The organism is Dokdonia sp. Asnod1-B02 (assembly GCF_045063955.1).
Taxonomy (GTDB): Bacteria; Bacteroidota; Bacteroidia; order Flavobacteriales; family Flavobacteriaceae; genus Dokdonia.
This window is the reverse complement of record NZ_JBEFNW010000002.1, coordinates 864451-880794: the sequence shown is the minus strand read 5'-3', so window position 1 is coordinate 880794 and position 16344 is coordinate 864451. Positions and strand designations below refer to the sequence as shown.

At 38.4% G+C, this 16344-nt stretch carries 19 protein-coding genes and 1 pseudogene; 11 read left to right on the top strand and 9 right to left on the bottom strand.

Annotation, left to right across the window (positions count from 1 at the left end):
* The first annotated feature begins 80 nt into the window (after positions 1–80).
* Complete coding sequence (locus ACJJVU_RS04030) at positions 81–530, top strand: hypothetical protein (RefSeq protein ID WP_405222542.1); 450 nt, start codon at positions 81–83, stop codon at positions 528–530.
* An 86-nt stretch (positions 531–616) separates the two neighbouring features.
* Here ACJJVU_RS04030 and ACJJVU_RS04025 read toward each other — a convergent pair whose 3' ends face one another.
* The 5 genes from ACJJVU_RS04025 to ACJJVU_RS04005 form a co-directional block, all read right to left on the bottom strand.
* On the bottom strand, positions 617–1123 hold the full coding sequence (locus tag ACJJVU_RS04025) for a hypothetical protein (protein ID WP_298329198.1): 507 nt from the start codon (positions 1121–1123) through the stop codon (positions 617–619).
* Between the two features lie 62 nt (positions 1124–1185).
* The gene (hemL, locus tag ACJJVU_RS04020; protein ID WP_405222539.1) at positions 1186–2469 is read right to left on the bottom strand and encodes a glutamate-1-semialdehyde 2,1-aminomutase; all 1284 of its coding nucleotides are present in this window, start codon (positions 2467–2469) and stop codon (positions 1186–1188) included.
* A gap of 76 nt (positions 2470–2545) precedes the next feature.
* Positions 2546–3379, bottom strand: coding sequence for a glucosaminidase domain-containing protein (locus ACJJVU_RS04015; protein WP_298329205.1), 834 nt, complete (start codon positions 3377–3379; stop codon positions 2546–2548).
* A 4-nt stretch (positions 3380–3383) separates the two neighbouring features.
* Complete coding sequence (locus ACJJVU_RS04010; protein ID WP_405222536.1) at positions 3384–4292, bottom strand: 1-aminocyclopropane-1-carboxylate deaminase/D-cysteine desulfhydrase; 909 nt, start codon at positions 4290–4292, stop codon at positions 3384–3386.
* 3 nt (positions 4293–4295) lie between these two features.
* On the bottom strand, positions 4296–4622 hold the full coding sequence (locus ACJJVU_RS04005) for a hypothetical protein (protein WP_405222533.1): 327 nt from the start codon (positions 4620–4622) through the stop codon (positions 4296–4298).
* Between the two features lie 118 nt (positions 4623–4740).
* On the opposite strand from ACJJVU_RS04005, the gene ACJJVU_RS04000 reads away from it, so the two are divergent.
* From ACJJVU_RS04000 to ACJJVU_RS03990, 3 genes and pseudogenes are all read left to right on the top strand, one after another.
* Positions 4741–4911, top strand: coding sequence for a DUF5522 domain-containing protein (locus tag ACJJVU_RS04000; protein ID WP_339846929.1), 171 nt, complete (start codon positions 4741–4743; stop codon positions 4909–4911).
* Between the two features lie 169 nt (positions 4912–5080).
* Positions 5081–5254, top strand: a pseudogene (locus ACJJVU_RS03995) (hypothetical protein); the annotation flags it as partial.
* An 11-nt stretch (positions 5255–5265) separates the two neighbouring features.
* On the top strand, positions 5266–5832 hold the full coding sequence (locus ACJJVU_RS03990; RefSeq protein ID WP_339846927.1) for a DUF4136 domain-containing protein: 567 nt from the start codon (positions 5266–5268) through the stop codon (positions 5830–5832).
* A gap of 91 nt (positions 5833–5923) precedes the next feature.
* On the opposite strand, the gene ACJJVU_RS03985 is transcribed toward ACJJVU_RS03990, so the two are convergent.
* The gene (locus ACJJVU_RS03985) at positions 5924–6673 is read right to left on the bottom strand and encodes an enoyl-CoA hydratase/isomerase family protein (protein WP_405222530.1); all 750 of its coding nucleotides are present in this window, start codon (positions 6671–6673) and stop codon (positions 5924–5926) included.
* Between the two features lie 161 nt (positions 6674–6834).
* On the opposite strand from ACJJVU_RS03985, the gene ACJJVU_RS03980 reads away from it, so the two are divergent.
* Both ACJJVU_RS03980 and ACJJVU_RS03975 read left to right on the top strand, forming a co-directional pair.
* On the top strand, positions 6835–8583 hold the full coding sequence (locus tag ACJJVU_RS03980) for an aromatic amino acid hydroxylase (RefSeq protein ID WP_405222527.1): 1749 nt from the start codon (positions 6835–6837) through the stop codon (positions 8581–8583).
* Positions 8567–8878 (top strand): rhodanese-like domain-containing protein, encoded by a 312-nt coding sequence (locus tag ACJJVU_RS03975; RefSeq protein WP_405222525.1) that lies wholly within the window; start codon positions 8567–8569, stop codon positions 8876–8878. The genes ACJJVU_RS03980 and ACJJVU_RS03975 overlap by 17 nt, the downstream gene beginning before the upstream one ends.
* A 7-nt stretch (positions 8879–8885) precedes the next feature.
* Here ACJJVU_RS03975 and ACJJVU_RS03970 read toward each other — a convergent pair whose 3' ends face one another.
* Complete coding sequence (locus ACJJVU_RS03970; RefSeq protein ID WP_405222522.1) at positions 8886–9833, bottom strand: GSCFA domain-containing protein; 948 nt, start codon at positions 9831–9833, stop codon at positions 8886–8888.
* A 70-nt stretch (positions 9834–9903) separates the two neighbouring features.
* Entirely contained in the window at positions 9904–12516 is a 2613-nt protein-coding gene (gene alaS, locus ACJJVU_RS03965) for an alanine--tRNA ligase (RefSeq protein WP_405222519.1), read from the bottom strand.
* Between the two features lie 118 nt (positions 12517–12634).
* Here alaS and ACJJVU_RS03960 point away from each other — a divergent pair, with 118 nt between their 5' ends.
* Positions 12635–13606, top strand: coding sequence for a M23 family metallopeptidase (locus ACJJVU_RS03960; RefSeq protein ID WP_298329244.1), 972 nt, complete (start codon positions 12635–12637; stop codon positions 13604–13606).
* The gene (locus tag ACJJVU_RS03955) at positions 13606–13935 is read left to right on the top strand and encodes a MerR family transcriptional regulator (RefSeq protein ID WP_405222516.1); all 330 of its coding nucleotides are present in this window, start codon (positions 13606–13608) and stop codon (positions 13933–13935) included. Before ACJJVU_RS03960 ends, ACJJVU_RS03955 begins: the two co-directional genes overlap by 1 nt.
* Here ACJJVU_RS03955 and ACJJVU_RS03950 read toward each other — a convergent pair.
* Positions 13932–14105: a hypothetical protein gene (locus tag ACJJVU_RS03950; protein WP_013751097.1), complete on the bottom strand. Its 174-nt coding sequence runs from the start codon at positions 14103–14105 to the stop codon at positions 13932–13934. The two genes, ACJJVU_RS03955 and ACJJVU_RS03950, sit on opposite strands and share 4 nt — an antisense overlap.
* Positions 14106–14296: 191 nt before the next feature.
* Here ACJJVU_RS03950 and ACJJVU_RS03945 point away from each other — a divergent pair, with 191 nt between their 5' ends.
* Genes ACJJVU_RS03945 through ACJJVU_RS03935 form a run of 3 tightly spaced genes read left to right on the top strand, consistent with a single transcriptional unit; the run spans position 14297 to position 16173 of the window.
* Entirely contained in the window at positions 14297–14902 is a 606-nt protein-coding gene (locus ACJJVU_RS03945; RefSeq protein ID WP_405222513.1) for a LemA family protein, read from the top strand.
* A complete protein-coding gene (locus ACJJVU_RS03940; RefSeq protein ID WP_405222510.1) occupies positions 14903–15346 on the top strand; it encodes a TPM domain-containing protein in 444 nt (147 codons plus the stop codon).
* Positions 15346–16173, top strand: a complete 828-nt coding sequence (locus ACJJVU_RS03935) for a TPM domain-containing protein (RefSeq protein WP_405222507.1) — start codon at positions 15346–15348, stop codon at positions 16171–16173. The genes ACJJVU_RS03940 and ACJJVU_RS03935 overlap by 1 nt, the downstream gene beginning before the upstream one ends.
* Positions 16174–16344 lie beyond the last annotated feature (171 nt).

The window sequence follows — 16344 nt, the reverse complement described above, 5'->3', positions numbered from 1 at the left end:
AGTCACAAAAATTTATAATCATTAAACCTTCCTCTTTTTTTAGGGTCATATAAGTGTTCAACAATTAAAAAATAAAAAAGATGAAAAAGTTAATGATGATGTTTCTAGTACTTGCGACCGTATCAATGTCTGCACAAAGAGGCCCAAGATCTGGAGAAGAAAGAAGAGGTAATGACATGACTGCAGAACAAGTTGCTACACTTAGTACAAAGAAGATGACACTTGCACTTGCACTCGACGATAACCAGTCTAAAAAAGTGTATACCGTACTTCTTGATCAAGCAAAAGATCGCAAAGCGATGCAGGCAGAGCGTAAGGCAAATAAAGAAAAGCCTGAGCTTACAAAAGAGCAACGTTACGCAATGCAGAATAAGCGTCTAGATAAGCAGATTGCTATGCAAGAAAAAATGCAAAGCATCTTATCTGAAGATCAGTTCAAGCAGTTCAAAAAAATGAATGCTAAGCGAAAAGGAAAGCGTGGTGACAAAGAAAAAAAAGGTCACAAAGAATCACGCAGAGGAAATAAATAATTTTGATTGATTGGTTTATTTTTAGATTGAAAACGGCATCCTTGATTGGGATGCCGTTTTTTTATTATAGTGATTTTGATAAATGATTATGGTTGTTCTCCTTCTAGAATTTTTGAGAAGTCAGTTATATCTGCTTCTGTATATTCTCCAACTCTCAACATAAATGAACCCTTTTCATTAATCATCATAAGAGCATAACAATGTCTTCCACTTTTTAAGTTAAACGTTTTGGTGAAAAAATCATCCTTGTCCTCATAAAAGTCTTTTCTAGACTTTGTAAGCTTTCTTAATAGATTATCTTCAAGCGAGATGTAAATATTTGTGACATTTTTCAATGCTAATTTCCTATAAAACTCATCATTCCAATCATTATCAATTACTCGATATTGATTGCGCGGACAAGTACTTAAAAAAGTTTTAAAATTAATAATAAGCTTGGTTTCTGCTTTCCAATTATAGTTTTGCTTCAGAAATGCCAGTTTATGTTCAGGTATGGAACCTTCAAAAACAAATTCACTTCTTCTATCTACTTGTGCATGGCCTTCAATTGAGAAAGAAAACAATACAAGAACTAATACGATAATATTTTTCATGTCTATAAAATGAGATAAAAAACTTATTTAAGATTGAGAGCTACACTTTTAATGATTACGTCTTACAACGTCTTCCCCACCTTTGCTACTGCAGCAATAGTCTCATCAAGATCTTCATAAGAAAGAGCATCATTTAAGAACCAGCTTTCATAGGCACTTGGTGCAATGTAAATACCTTCTTCAAGTAATCCATGGAAGAATTTCTTAAACGTATAATTATCACCCACCGCAGCCGATTTGAAATCTGTTACTGCGCCTTCGGCAAAGTGTACAGAAATCATTGAGCCAATTCGGTTTATGGTAAAGGTAACTCCACTATCAGTTAAGGCTTTATCAATTCCTTTGTGTAAGTACTCCGTTTTCTTTGCTAAGCTTTCAAAAACATCGCTATTATTTAACTCTGTAAGCATGGCTAGTCCTGCAGCCATCGCCAGCGGATTACCACTTAAGGTTCCTGCTTGATATACTGGTCCTTCTGGAGCAAGATGACTCATGATTTCTGTGCGAGCTGCAAAAGCTCCTACAGGCAGTCCGCCACCTATTACTTTTCCGAAAGTGACAATATCTGCACGAACATTCATAAGCTCTTGCACACCGCCTTTTGCTAGTCTAAAGCCTGTCATCACCTCATCAAAAATGAGTAGCGCACCATGTGCGTCACAAAGCTCACGTAAGCCTTGCAAGAATCCTTCGGCTGGGAGAATACAACCCATATTACCTGCAACAGGTTCTATAATGATTGCAGCAATCTCCCCTGAATTTGCTTCAAAAAGATCTTTTACATTTTCTAGGTTATTATAATCTGCAAGTAAGGTGTCTTTTGCCGTACCAGCCGTTACTCCTGGACTATTAGGAGAACCAAAGGTTACAGCACCACTTCCTGCTTGAATAAGAAATGAGTCAGAGTGACCGTGATAACAACCTGCAAATTTGATAATCTTCTCTCTTCCAGAAAATCCGCGGGCAAGACGCACTGCACTCATGCAGGCTTCTGTTCCACTATTTACAAAACGTATTTTATCAATACCCGGCACCATAGAGATGGCAAGCTCGGCTATTTTTGTTTCTATCTCTGTTGGCATTCCAAAGGAAGTGCCTTTTTGTGCTTTTTCTACAACAGCATCTACCACAGGTTTATGCGCATGACCTAAAATCATAGGACCCCATGAAGCGATGTAATCAATAAGTCTGCGTCCATCTTCATCATATAAATAAGCTCCCTTTGCTTCTTTTACAAATACAGGATCTCCTCCTACAGATTTAAAAGCTCTTACGGGACTATTTACTCCTCCTGGTATTACTTTTTGAGCTGCTACAAAAAGCTCACTACTTCTTTTATAAATCATCTAAATATGCTATTTGTTGTCTGTACATTTTACACTGTACAATCTTGTACTATATTTTATTCAAGGATCTAATGTCTTAATACCCTCTATCAAATGGTTTGATAAAAAGCACCTGACCTTCAAAGATTTGATCACCATCAATACCATTCCATTTTTTTAGTTCTGGCACCGTTACATCATACATGCGAGATAGACGGAAAAGCGTTTCGCCCTTTTGCACAGTATGTTGATTATTATTGTCTGTCACTTTCTTATAGTCTGCAACATCTTTACCTAGTACTTCACCGTCATAACGATATAGCTCGTAACGTTCTACTAGGCTAATTAATTTTTGAGGATACTTCTTATCTGTTGCATATCCTGCAGCACGTAACCCATTTGCCCATCCTTTATAATCATCTTTAGGAAGTTTAAAAAGATCTGTATAACGCTTTCTTCCTGTCAAAAACAAGGAGTGATCTCTGTAAGAAAACTTAGCCAAACTATACTTTCTAAAACATTCTCCCTTCGTGTCATCGTCATGATAAACGGTCTGACCTTTCCAATCGTGACATTTTATACCAAAGTGGTTATTTGCTTTTTGTACTAGCTCTCCTTTTCCGGCACCAGACTCAAGAATTCCCTGTGCTAGTGTGATGCTTGCTGGGATTCCGTATAGCTCCATTTCTTCTTTTGCGATATCTGCAAAGTCTTCTATATAACCGTTTACGCCACCCTTAGGAACTGGATTAACACCATTATCAAGATTGTCATCTGGAGTTGCTGCCTCCTCAACTTTTGGAGAAGGTTGTCTTCTCTCGACGGTACGTGTAGTTTTTGTTCTTTTTTTAGAACGTGTGGCTTTTTTAGAACCACCACAACTTACAGACAGTATTCCTATTAATAAAAGTATGGTAAAACGTTTGAACATATAATTAGTGTATGAGTGGAAGTCCTTTTTTGGCTAGCTGGATATTCATTCCTGCAATTCCTTGTAAACCTCCCGTATGAACGGCTAAAATACGAGAATTCTCGCGGAAATACCCACCTTTCATAAGCTCTGAAATACCATAAAGCATCTTACCCGTATAAATAGGATCTAGTAAAACGTGATGCTCAGCGTGAAATTCATTTATAAAGTTAACGAGATCACCATTCACCTTTGCATAACCACCAAAATGATAGTCGGTAATAATCTCCCACTGCTCGTTCTTTGCATATTTTCTCACCTCATCTGCTACCCAATCTCCTTTAAGAGCAGGAAACCCTAATGCCTTCTGGTGGGGCTTCAGGCTATTTATGATACCAGAAATTGTACCTGCTGTTCCTATGGGGCAACATATATAGTCAAAGTCTGTATCATCATCAGTTAAGATTTCTTTACAACCTTTGATAGCGAGATCATTGGTTCCGCCTTCGGGAATTATAAACGGATTATTAAAGGTTTTTGTTATGCTTTCGCGAAAGCGTAACTCATCTTTCTCACGGTATTCTTGCCTTGATATAAAGTGAAATTTCATCCCACACTTATGTGCAAATCCCAACGTGGGATTACTTTCAAGTGTCTTAGCAAGATTAACACCTAGCTCTTCTCCTCGTATAACTCCTATGGTTTTGAAACCTGCTAACTGTCCGGCTGCTGCTGTCGCCGCAATATGGTTTGAGTAAGCGCCTCCGAAAGTGAGTAGCGTATCATAACCTTCTCCTCGGGCTTGTATAAGATTATATTTAAGTTTTCTAAACTTATTTCCAGACACTGTAGGGTGCAACAAGTCTTCCCTTTTAATAGAAAGGGAGCGTCCATTTGTTTCTGAAATAAATTGATTTTCTGAAGTAAGATTCACGGGTTAAAGATACGCTAGAAAACTCCAAAAAGGACGTTTTTCTAGATAGCTGAGCTCGCACTCACGAGCATAAGCCTCTCTCTCAAAACTGATATTAAGGTAAGCCACATAGCTATCTCTATACTGTATAAGTCTTATAAAATACTCTATTACATACCATATAAAGAATGGCAGCACAAGCATTTCTGCTTGCTGTCTAATATGGATTTTCTCGTGATTAATAAATACAATATCCTCCTTAAGTTCTGGAGTACGCATCACTATAAATGGCCAGAGAGTGACTCCCACAAAGCGTTTGCGCAATAAATATTTATTTACAATTAAAAACATAGGTCAAAAATAAATTAATTATAACATCTAGCATCTTAAGATCTCCTTAATACTTGTACGTTATTACTAATACTATAGACGTTATTCAAAGTCTGTGCCGTATCCTTATCTTTGTGTTATGTCCTATTTAAAAAAACATATTCCTATAGAAGACGGCGATTATTACCTAACGCCAGAAGGCTATAAATGTTTTACAGAGCAATACCACCTTAAAAGAGGTTATTGTTGTGAGAGTGGCTGTCGTCATTGTCCATATGGATATAGTAAGAAAACTAGCAGCCAGAAATAAGGTCTTGATCCACAATAAATAGACGGATTAGATGTCGTGCGCTTTCGCGAAAAATTCTACATAATAATTAGTCCATCTTGATTACACCTGATGCACCTGCCTATTGCCGTAATGAATGTGCCTCTCTAAATAATCATTTTGGTACGGTAATTGATAATTTTAATATTCTGAAAGACGCTTACAGTCAATGCTTTTCTGGGATGTAAATAACGGAATTGCTAGCCGAAGCTGGGCTCGTAACGAAGGTGCTGTTTTTGCAATCGAAAGAGCCATGGAAAATGAACCTAATCTTACAGTAACATTGCCAAATTTTGTGGATGATCACTTATTAAATAATCTTTAAAATAAACTACTATGAAAGCACTTAGACTTTTACCATTGCTAGGAGCCGTACTCTTACTGGCTTCATGTAGCACTGTGCGCGTAGCTTCTGACTACGACAAAGAAACAAACTTTAGCGAGTACAAAACGTTTGCTTTTTACAAACCAGGAATAGACAAAGCAGAGATTTCTGATCTAGATAAAAAACGTGTACTCCGCGCAATTGAATCTGAGATGATGGCAAAAGGTTTTACAAAATCTGAAAATCCTACGGTGCTTGTAAGCATATTTACAAAAGCAAAAGAACGTATTGATGTGTACCAAAATAACTTTGGCTTCCGTGGAGGCTGGGGAGGTTTCTGGGGACCATGGGGAGGCCCTTGGGGCTGGAACGGTGGTTTTAACAACAATACCGTTGCAAGATCGACTCAGGGTACTTTATACATTGACTTAATAGACGCAAATAAAAATCAGCTTATCTGGCAAGGACAGGGTACAGCACCGCTAGTTACTGGAGATGTAGATAAGCGTGAAGAACGCATTAACCTAATTGTTCAAGAAATTTTAGGTGTATATCCTCCACAAGTAGCAGGAAAATAAAACATTGTTTGAATTAGCCCTTAAACTTAAAAAGCACCCCTTGGGGTGCTTTTTTAATGTATAAAGTTTCTGACTGATATTGTCATCTTAGTTACAAAGCTCCCAGTGTATCTTTAGTAAACTTACTCAATACTAAAGTACCACTCATCTCAGCACGTTCTTCTAAAAGTGATGGCCAGTGGTCTGTCCCTTCCCATAATGCTTTTTTCATAGCACTCACTGCTTCTGGATTATAAGAAGCAAGCTTTACAGCTAGTGCTTCTACCGCTTCATCCATTAAAATTGAGGTTTCAAAAATTGCTGCATACAGTCCTTTTTCTTTTGCCCACTCTGGGCTATAAAATTCTGTTGCATTCAGTGTCAAGTCGCTTAGTGCATTTAATCCCATCTTACGCTCAACAGCAGGTGCAATAACAAATGGACCTATACCTATGGTGAGTTCGCTTAATTTTATACTAGCATACTTAGTAGCGTAGCAATAATCTGTTGCAGCGGCAAGACCTACGCCACCTCCTACTGCTTTACCTTGAATGCGTCCTATGATTATTTTAGGACATGAGCGCATTGCAAGAATCACGCGCGCAAATCCCATAAAGAATTCTTTTCCTTCTACATTATCTTCTATGCTTTTAAGCTCATCAAAGCTAGCACCAGCACAAAAGGTGCGTTCTCCTCCACTTTGTAATACAATTACTTTCACATCTGCATCTTGACCACTGTTGTTTATAGCATTTTCTAAATCTGACAACACTGTACTAGGCATGCTATTGTGTGACGGATGAAAGAATGTGATAGTAGCGATTCCGTTTGCTTTTAATGTCTTTACGTATGGTTGTGTCATTTTATATAGCTCAAATTAATGTTAGGTAAAAATAGGTAAATAGGGAATAATGCATGTTTTGTCAACTCACATTTTCGCGAAAGCGGATACCCAAAAATAAATTAGCGCAAACGATTTAGGAATGCATTTTATTCACGACCAATTCTTCGTAAATTTACTTTATGGAAATACCAGTTACATCAAACCCGTTATTAGATCGCCTGCCTAAGCATTTAGGGCAATATATCAAGGCGCAAGATTATGATCAATACACTCCTATCAATCAGGCGGTGTGGAGATATGTGATGCGTAAAAATGTAGCTCATTTAAGTCAGGTGGCTCATGAGAGCTATATGTCTGGTCTTAAAAAGACAGGGATTTCTATAGATAACATCCCTTCTATGTACGGGATGAATCGCATTCTTAAAGAAATAGGATGGGCTGCTGTTGCGGTAGATGGTTTTATACCTCCTAATGCTTTTATGGAATTTCAAGCATACAAAGTGCTCGTGATTGCTAGTGACATTCGCCAACTAGAAAACATAGAATATACACCTGCACCAGATATTATTCATGAAGGTGCTGGTCATGCTCCTATTATTGCAAGTCCAGATTATGCAGAGTACCTGCGCAGATTTGGAGAAATAGGCGCTCGTGCCATATCAAATGCACATGATATGGATATGTATGAAGCAGTGCGTAAACTATCTATTTTAAAAGAAGCCGAAGGTATTGCTCAAGAAGATATAGACGCTGCCGAAGATGAGGTAAACCGCCTGCAGCAAATGACGGTAGAACCATCTGAAATTGCACTGATAAGAAACCTTCACTGGTGGACCGTAGAGTACGGACTTATAGGAACACTTGAAGATCCAAAACTATATGGCGCTGGCTTATTATCATCACTAGGTGAGAGTAAACATTGCCTTACAGATGCTGTAAAGAAACTACCTTATAGCATAGATGCTGCTTATCAAGAATTTGATATAACTAAAATGCAACCTCAGCTATTTGTCACTCCAGATTTTGGGTACTTAATGGAAGTACTAGAAGAATTTGCAGAGACTATGGCATTGAGACGTGGTGGATGGAGAGGTGTTCAAAAACTTATAGACTGCAAGCAACTAGGCTCTATCGAGCTTAACACTGGGCTGCAGGTAAGTGGGAATTTTAGCAACATGATCCAAGATGAAGACAACCGTGTTGTTTATTTTGAAACTCATGGTCCTAGTGCACTTTCTTACAGAGGTAAGGAACTTATAGGCTTAGGAACAGATCATTTTAGAAAAGGATTCTCTTCTCCTCTAGGGAAGCTCAAGCGTAGCTCCATGGCTATCGAAAATATGAGCCCAAGAGATCTTAAGGCTTTTGAAATTTACGAAGGCGGCATTAACTCTTTTGAGTTTGAAAGTGGCATTACCGTAACAGGAATGATTACCACCGGAACTCGTAGTGTAGACGGAACCTTACTCGTAGTTCACTTTGATGGATGCGAAGTATCCTACAAAGGCGATAAGCTTATCTCACGCAAGAACGGACCTTTTGATATGGTAATAGGAACTTCTGTAGTATCTGCTTTTGCAGGAGCGGCAGACCATCACTCGTTTGACGTAAAAAGTAATGTGAGCAGTACAGCCACCATTCACAACGAACTATCTGAAGAGGATAAAAAACTTAACGAACATTACAAGGAAGTAAGAGACCAGAGAGAAGCAAAGTCTTCACAAGAAACTGCGTTACTTACCATATTCAAAATTGTAAAGGAACAATATCCTACAGACTGGCTTTTATCACTTGAGATATTTGAGCTTACGCGAAATAAGGAAGTGCTAGCACACCTAGAATCTCTCATGATTTCTAGAGCAAATATTGCACATCTCATAAAAGACGGACTAAGTTTAGTAATGGAAGACAATGGGGTTATTCAGTAGTTTTTTCGGTAAGAAACAGCGGAAACTTGACGACTTCTTTAGTAGAGATGCTGTTATCATAGATGTGCGATCAAAAGCCGAATATGATAACGGCGCTATTCCAGGTTCTAAGCATATACCACTACAATCAATAGCTACCAATGCTGCAAAAATTAAGAGTTGGGATGCACCTATAATATGTGTTTGCGCGAGCGGAGCACGAAGCGCATCTGCTACTGCAATTTTAAAAAGCAAAGGGATAGAAGCCATGAATGGTGGCGGATGGCTTTCACTTTATAAAAAAATGATCACCTAAGGTTTCTTTAAAACCTCATCCAAGGAAATTTTTCAAGTAACTCTTCTTTTTGACTGTCTAACTTTGCTAAGAATTTTTGGTGCTGCTCTCCTTCGGCATTAAAAGGTTTATGAGTAATTCCTTGTTGTACTTTTGAGACTTGTTTCATTGTTTGTTGCGCTTTCGCGAAAGCGTATACCTCAACAAATCGTTCCCAAATATAATCTACCGCTTGTGCTGAAGGGTGAATCATATCTACACCATAAAAGCGATAATCTCTTAACTCATCCATCATGATTTCGTAAGAAGGGAAGTAAGAAATAGCACTCTTATCAACTAGCTCATGAATGGCAGAAATCAAATGAGATTTACTTCGGGTGTTTTCTACAAATCCATCTTTTATGTGACGCACTGGAGACACTGTAAAAGTGATATGAATTTTAGGATTGAAATTGCGTACAAGCTTTACTATGCTAGATAGGCTTTGTACAATATCATCTACAGACAAGAGCTCTTTTGCGAACTCCTTTTGAGACACCTTATGACAGTTGGCCACTACCTCATCTCGTTCAAGATGTCTATAAACCCAAGCAGTACCTAATGTGATAAAGAGATGGGAAGCACTTTTTAGTTGCGTCCTAAGTAATTGCTGTGCTTCTTGAAGATGTATTACAACTCCTAGTCTACTCAAAGCATTTTTATCACTATGAGCATAGTATGATTTCCAGACACCGCCAAGTTCAAAAACATCTTCCTCGGTATATGTTTTGTCTTCAATCGCATCTTGTATTAGGCGCTCAAGCGCTATAGGATTAAATATAATCCCAAATGGATTTGTAACCGATTGAAATTTATAGTAATCAAGTTTATCTCCTATGTTTTCTGAAAAACAAGAACCCAATAGCAGCAACGTATCATCATACCCAAACGGCGTAGATGATGTAGTAAGTGGCAACTGAGTCTGTAATTTTATCATAACACAAGAAGCATTCTTTATAAAAAAACCATCTACTTATTAAGTCAATAAGCAGATGGTTGTATGTGTATTAAACCAAGTAATTTTTCACTTCGGCAATTGCGGCGTCTATTCCTGCTGGGTTTTTCCCTCCTGCAGTTGCAAAGAAAGGTTGTCCACCACCTCCACCTTGGATGTGCTTTCCTAGTTCGCGCACCACAGTGCCTGCATTTAATTTCTTAGAAGCTACAAGCTCCTTCGAAATGTAGCAGCTTAGCAATGCTTTACCGTCTTGCTCTGTAGCAAAAAGAATAAACACATTGTCTTTATTTTCTCCTAGCTTAAATGCAAGATCTTTTATTGCTCCTGCATCTAGATCTACTTTTTTGGCAAGAAAATCAACACCATCTATATCTGTAAATTCCTTAGCCAGGTCACCGCTTAAGTTTTGAGCCTTCTCTTTTATGAGTGCTTCTACTTGTTTTTTTAATGCAGCATTCTCATCCAGTAAGTTAGTAATTGCTTTTACTGGATCTTGTGCATTTTTAAGCGTAGCTTTTACATTATTATAAGCCTCCGTCTCTGAAGTAAAATAATCTTTAGCTGCATCACTTGTGATTGCTTCTATACGACGTATTCCAGATGCAACAGCACCTTCTGAGGTAATCTTACAATGCCAGATTTCTCCAGTACTTGGTACGTGAGTTCCTCCACAAAGCTCCATAGACTTACCAAAACGGATAGTTCTAACCGCATCTCCATACTTCTCTCCAAATAATGCAATTGCACCTTCTTGTACAGCCTGATCATAAGGAATACCTCGCTGCTCTTCTAGTGATAGATTTTCGCGTATGCGTGCATTTACAAAATCTTCTACCTCCTTAAGTTCCTCTTTAGTCACCTTAGAAAAGTGAGCAAAGTCAAAACGTAAATTCCCGCTATGTACCATACTACCCTTTTGCTCTACGTGTGTACCTAGCACCTTACGTAAACCTTGGTGTAATAAGTGTGTCGCAGTATGGTTTGCAGCCGTGCGGCTACGCTGTTTTGCGTCTACCACTGCCTTGAACGTTCCATCTGTAGATCGCGGAAGATTTTTAGCAAGGTGAATAATTAAGTTATTCTCTTTTTTAGTATCGATAATGTAAACTACCTCTCCGTTAGGAGTCTCTAGATATCCTTTATCTCCTACTTGCCCTCCTCCTTCTGGATAGAACGGCGTAAGATTAAATACCAGTTGATATAACTCACCGTCTTTTTTACTCTCTGTCTTACGGTAGCGAGTAATTTTCACCGGAGTTTCTAATGTATCGTATCCTACAAACTCTTCTTCGGCATCTTCTTGTAAGATATTCCAATCATCTGTCTCCACCTTGGTTGCTGCACGAGAGCGGTCTTTTTGCTCTTTAAGAGCAGCTTCAAAACCTTTCTCATCAAGCTTTAAGTTTTTCTCGCTAAGTATAAGTGCTGTAAGATCTATTGGGAATCCGTAGGTATCATAAAGCTCAAAAGCTTTATCACCAGCAACAGTATCACCCTTAGTCTCCGCAATTACATTATCAAGTAATAGTAACCCTTTATCTAGCGTACGTAAAAAAGAAGCTTCTTCCTCACGTATCACATTTGTCATTAAGTTCTTTTGTGATTTAAGCTCTGGAAATGCGTCACCCATTTGCTTCACAAGTGTTGCCACAAGCTTATAGATAAATGGTTCCTTCGTGTCAAGAAACGTAAACCCATAACGAATTGCACGTCGTAAGATTCTACGGATTACATAGCCAGCTCCAGTATTAGAAGGTAACTGCCCATCTGCAATAGAGAATGACACAGCTCTTACGTGATCTGCTATTACTCGTACTGCAATATCTATTTCTTCATCATTACCACACTTTGAGTTTGTGATGGTTTCTATCTCACTCATTAGTGGAGTAAAAACGTCTGTATCATAGTTAGACTGTACTCCTTGAAGTACCATACATAAACGCTCAAATCCCATTCCAGTATCTACATGCTGGTTAGGTAGCTTCACAAGCGATCCATCTGCAAGACGATTGTACTGCATGAATACGAGGTTCCAGATTTCCACAACATGTGGATGGTCCATATTGATGAGTGTCTTCCCGTCTACTTTTGCTTTTTCTTCGGCAGATCTTATGTCTACGTGTATTTCTGAACATGGCCCGCAAGGTCCTTGCGCTCCCATTTCCCAGAAGTTATCTTTTTTATTTCCATCGATGATTCTATCCTCATCAATGCGTTGCTTCCAGATATCAAAAGCTTCTTGATCTCTATCTAATCCATCCTCCTTATCTCCCTCAAAAACACTCACGTAAAGACTGTCCTTATCAATCTTAACTACTTCCGTTAAGAATTCCCAAGCCCATGATATTGCTTCTTCTTTAAAATAATCTCCAAAAGACCAGTTACCCAGCATCTCAAACATCGTGTGGTGATAGGTGTCTTTACCTACTTCCTCAAGATCATTATGCTTCCCTGAAACACGCAAACATTTTTGAGTATCTGACAGTCTAGCATTTTTTGGTGTAGCGTTTCCTAGAAAATATTCTTTAAAAGGCACCATTCCCGCATTTGTAAACATTAACGTGGGGTCATCCTTTAAAACCATTGGTGCAGAGGGCACTATGGTATGTTTTTTGGATTCAAAAAAGTCTAGAAACTGTTTACGTACCTCTTGAGATTTCATACGATGGATGGTGTGGATAATTTATTTTATATTTGAACGTTGTTGAGGTTTTAAATCACGCTTTCGCGAAAGCGTACTAAACCCCATAAACAAACCCCAAAAATAAGCATTTTAACTTATGTCTAAGGTAAAATATTACTACGATAGTGAGACACTATCCTACCGAAAAGTAGAGAGAAAGAAGGGACGCACCTTTGGCGCAGCATTGATATTCATTGCAGCAACCGCTCTTATGGGACTTCTTATAACAATCGCTGTGTTTAACTCTGGTGTCGATACTCCTAAGGAACGAAAACTAGAACGCGAGCTGGCAAATATGTCATTACAGTTTGAGATTCAAGAAAAGAAACTTGACCAGATAGAACGCGTACTTGCAAATGTAGAAGAGCGAGATAATAATGTATACCGTGTATTATTTGAAGCTAGCCCTATTCCTGATGAAATAAGACAAGCAGGTTTTGGAGGTGTCAATCGTTATAAAGACTTAGAAGGATTTGATAACTCTTCTATGATTACAGGAAGTGCAAAACGTATTGATCAGATCACAAAACGACTTGTAATCCAGTCAAAATCTCTAGACGAAATCGCCAAACTAGCCGAAGAGAAAGAAGCGTTACTCAAAACAATACCAGCTATACAACCGGTTCAAAATAAAGACCTCTCACGTGTAGCCTCTGGATACGGAATGCGAGTGCACCCTATTTTAAAATACCGTAAAATGCACAACGGGATGGACTTTACAGCTCCTCCTGGCACGCCAATTTATGCCACGGGTGATGGAAAAGTCACTAAAGTAGGACTAGGAAGTGGTTATGGCAAAATGGTAATTATAGAACATGGTTTTGGCTATAAAACGTATTATGCGCACATGAGTAAGTACAAAGCTACCGTAGGACAGAATGTAAAGCGTGGTGAGATTATAGGATATGTGGGCAATACAGGTCTATCTTCTGGTCCCCACCTACACTATGAAGTATGGAAAAACGGCACCGTAGTTAATCCTGTAAACTTTTACCATAATGATCTTACTCCAGAGGAATATGATCTTATGCTAGCTGCATCATCTATAGAAAATCAATCACTCGATTAATGTATATAGACCTTCCAGAAAAACTGTATTATACTATAGGTGAAGTCTCAAAGGCATTTGATGTAAATGCATCTTTGATACGTTTCTGGGAGAAAGAGTTTGATGTAATCGCTCCTAAAAAAAACGCTAAGGGCACAAGGAGATTTACTCCAGAAGATATTAGAAATCTAGAGCTCATTTACCATCTGGTTAAAGAGCGCGGTTTTACACTTGAAGGTGCAAAAACACACCTCAAAGAAGGTAAAAAAGAAATTTTATCAAATTTTGATATTATAAGGAAGCTAGAAGCTGTAAAAGCACAACTACTAGAGATTAAGTCTAATCTCTAAAAACGCTTTCCTTTATAATAATCGCGATAAGCTAGGCCTATAAAAAATAAACTAGTAGTTATTGACAAGAGGCTCATTACAAGATACTGCCCAGACACGAGGTGATATACACCTGCAATAACACCTATAACTCCCATAGATGCTAGTAAATATAAAAGTTTTAAATCCATAACAATAATACACTACAAATGAGTGTTGTTTTTTTATTTGCAAAAATCAAGCTTATACAACTCTTAGACGGCGAGTTTAACAAAACCTTATTGTCTTCTTATAGTAATTCTTTTTCTTAACTTGCTACTATTGCACGTTACTTGTAACAAATCACAACAAACAACAACTAACAATCAAACCTAATTATATTATGAAAAAAGGACTTATCGCTCTTATCGCCATTGTTGCTATACTAGTAATAGGAGGCTTATGGCTTGCTCGCACAAATAACAATCTCGTTCCTCTAGATGAAGAGGTAAGTGCACAATGGGGTAACGTGGAGAGCTCTTACCAACGTCGTGCAGACTTAATTCCAAATATTGTAAATACAGCCAAAGGCTATGCAGAGTTTGAGCAATCTACTCTTATAGGAGTTATAGAAGCGCGTAGTAAAGCAACTTCTATTAACATAGACCCTTCAAACATTACACCAGCACAGCTTAAACAATTTCAAGAAGCTCAGTCAGGTCTTACCTCTGCGCTATCTAGGCTTCTTGCCGTTTTTGAACGTTACCCAGATCTTAAGGCAAATGAAAACTTTAAGGAGTTAATCAATGAGCTGGAACGTACAGAAAACCGTATCAATGTGGAGCGTAATCGCTTTAATGAAAAGGCAAAAATCTTAAACTCTGAAATACGTATGTTTCCTACTAACCTAGCTGCAGGAATTTTAGGTTTTGAAAACCGCGCATACTTTGAGGCAGATGCAGGATCAGAAAATGCTCCAGAAGTAGAATTTGATTTTGGCACAAAATAAATGGCATCTACGGTAGAAGACTTTTTAAGTAAAAGTGACGAACAAGCCATTGTTGAGGCTATTAGACAGTCTGAGACTCGTACTTCGGGGGAAATTCGTGTGCACTTAGAACATCACTCTAACAAAGAGGATGCGCTTATACGTGCTCAAGAATTATTTCATTTACTTAAAATGGATAATACTAAGGAAGAAAATGGAGTCCTTATTTACGTTGCAGTAGATGATCATAAACTCGCAATTTGTGGTGATGCTGGCATCAACAAGGTAGTCCCGCCAGATTTCTGGGAGTCTACTAAGGATGCTATGATTGCTCAGTTTACAAAAGGAAACTTCCGCGATGGCCTCATCCAGGGAGTACAGTCTGCTGGAGAGAAACTAGCTGCATTTTTCCCATGGAAGCATGGTGATAAAAATGAACTCCCTGACGAAATAAGCACCTCTTAATGCAAGAAAAAAATAATTTTTTAGGTTCACGCTTTCGCGAAAGCGCACTCTTCTCTCTACTTTTATTGGTACTGAGTATTCCTGCATTTGGTCAATTTAATATTCCTGAAAAACCGACAAAGGCAAATCCGGACGCGGTTTATGATTACATAGGCTTATTATCTGCAGGACAAAAGAGTGCTTTAGAAAACAAACTTATTAAATACAGTGACAGTACCTCAACACAAATTGTGATTGCTATTATCTCTACTTCTAATGGAGAAGGACTTGATATGGTAGGTGCAAAGTGGGGACAGCAATGGGGAATAGGCCAGGCAGATGAAGATAACGGCATCCTGATTATTCTCGCAAAAGATGATCGCAAGGTAGATATCAATACGGGTTATGGAATAGAAAGCATCATTTCTGACCGTGATGCAGAGCAAATCATAAATAGAATAATGATTCCTCAGTTTAAACAAGGGAATTTTTATGCTGGCCTTGATCAAAGCGCAGATGCCATCTTTGATGGTTTGCAAGGAAACTTTAAAGGAACGAGACAAGGTAACGATGGTTTTCCCATACAAGGGATTCTCATGTTTATCTTTTTTATCATCATTCTCATTATCATAAGTCGCAACAATCATCGAGGTGGTGGTCGTAATGGAGGTAAGCGCAGTGTAGGCGGCTCGCTACTAGATGTTATCATTCTCAGCAACATGGGACGTGGTGGCTTTGGTGGAGGCGGCTCTTTTGGCGGTGGTGGAAGCTTCGGTGGAGGCGGTGGTTTTGGAGGAGGATTTGGTGGCGGTGGCTTTGGAGGTGGTGGTGCTTCTGGAGGATGGTAATTACACTAAGTACTTCAAAAATAAAATCTCTTAAAATAGCTTTAACACCTACGCTCATCTACACATAACTATCGTTATTATTCAGACAGACAGTAATTATAACATTTATAAAAACATTTGCATTCTTATCTAATGAATTGCGTAACTTTCAGGAAACAACTAATTATTAAC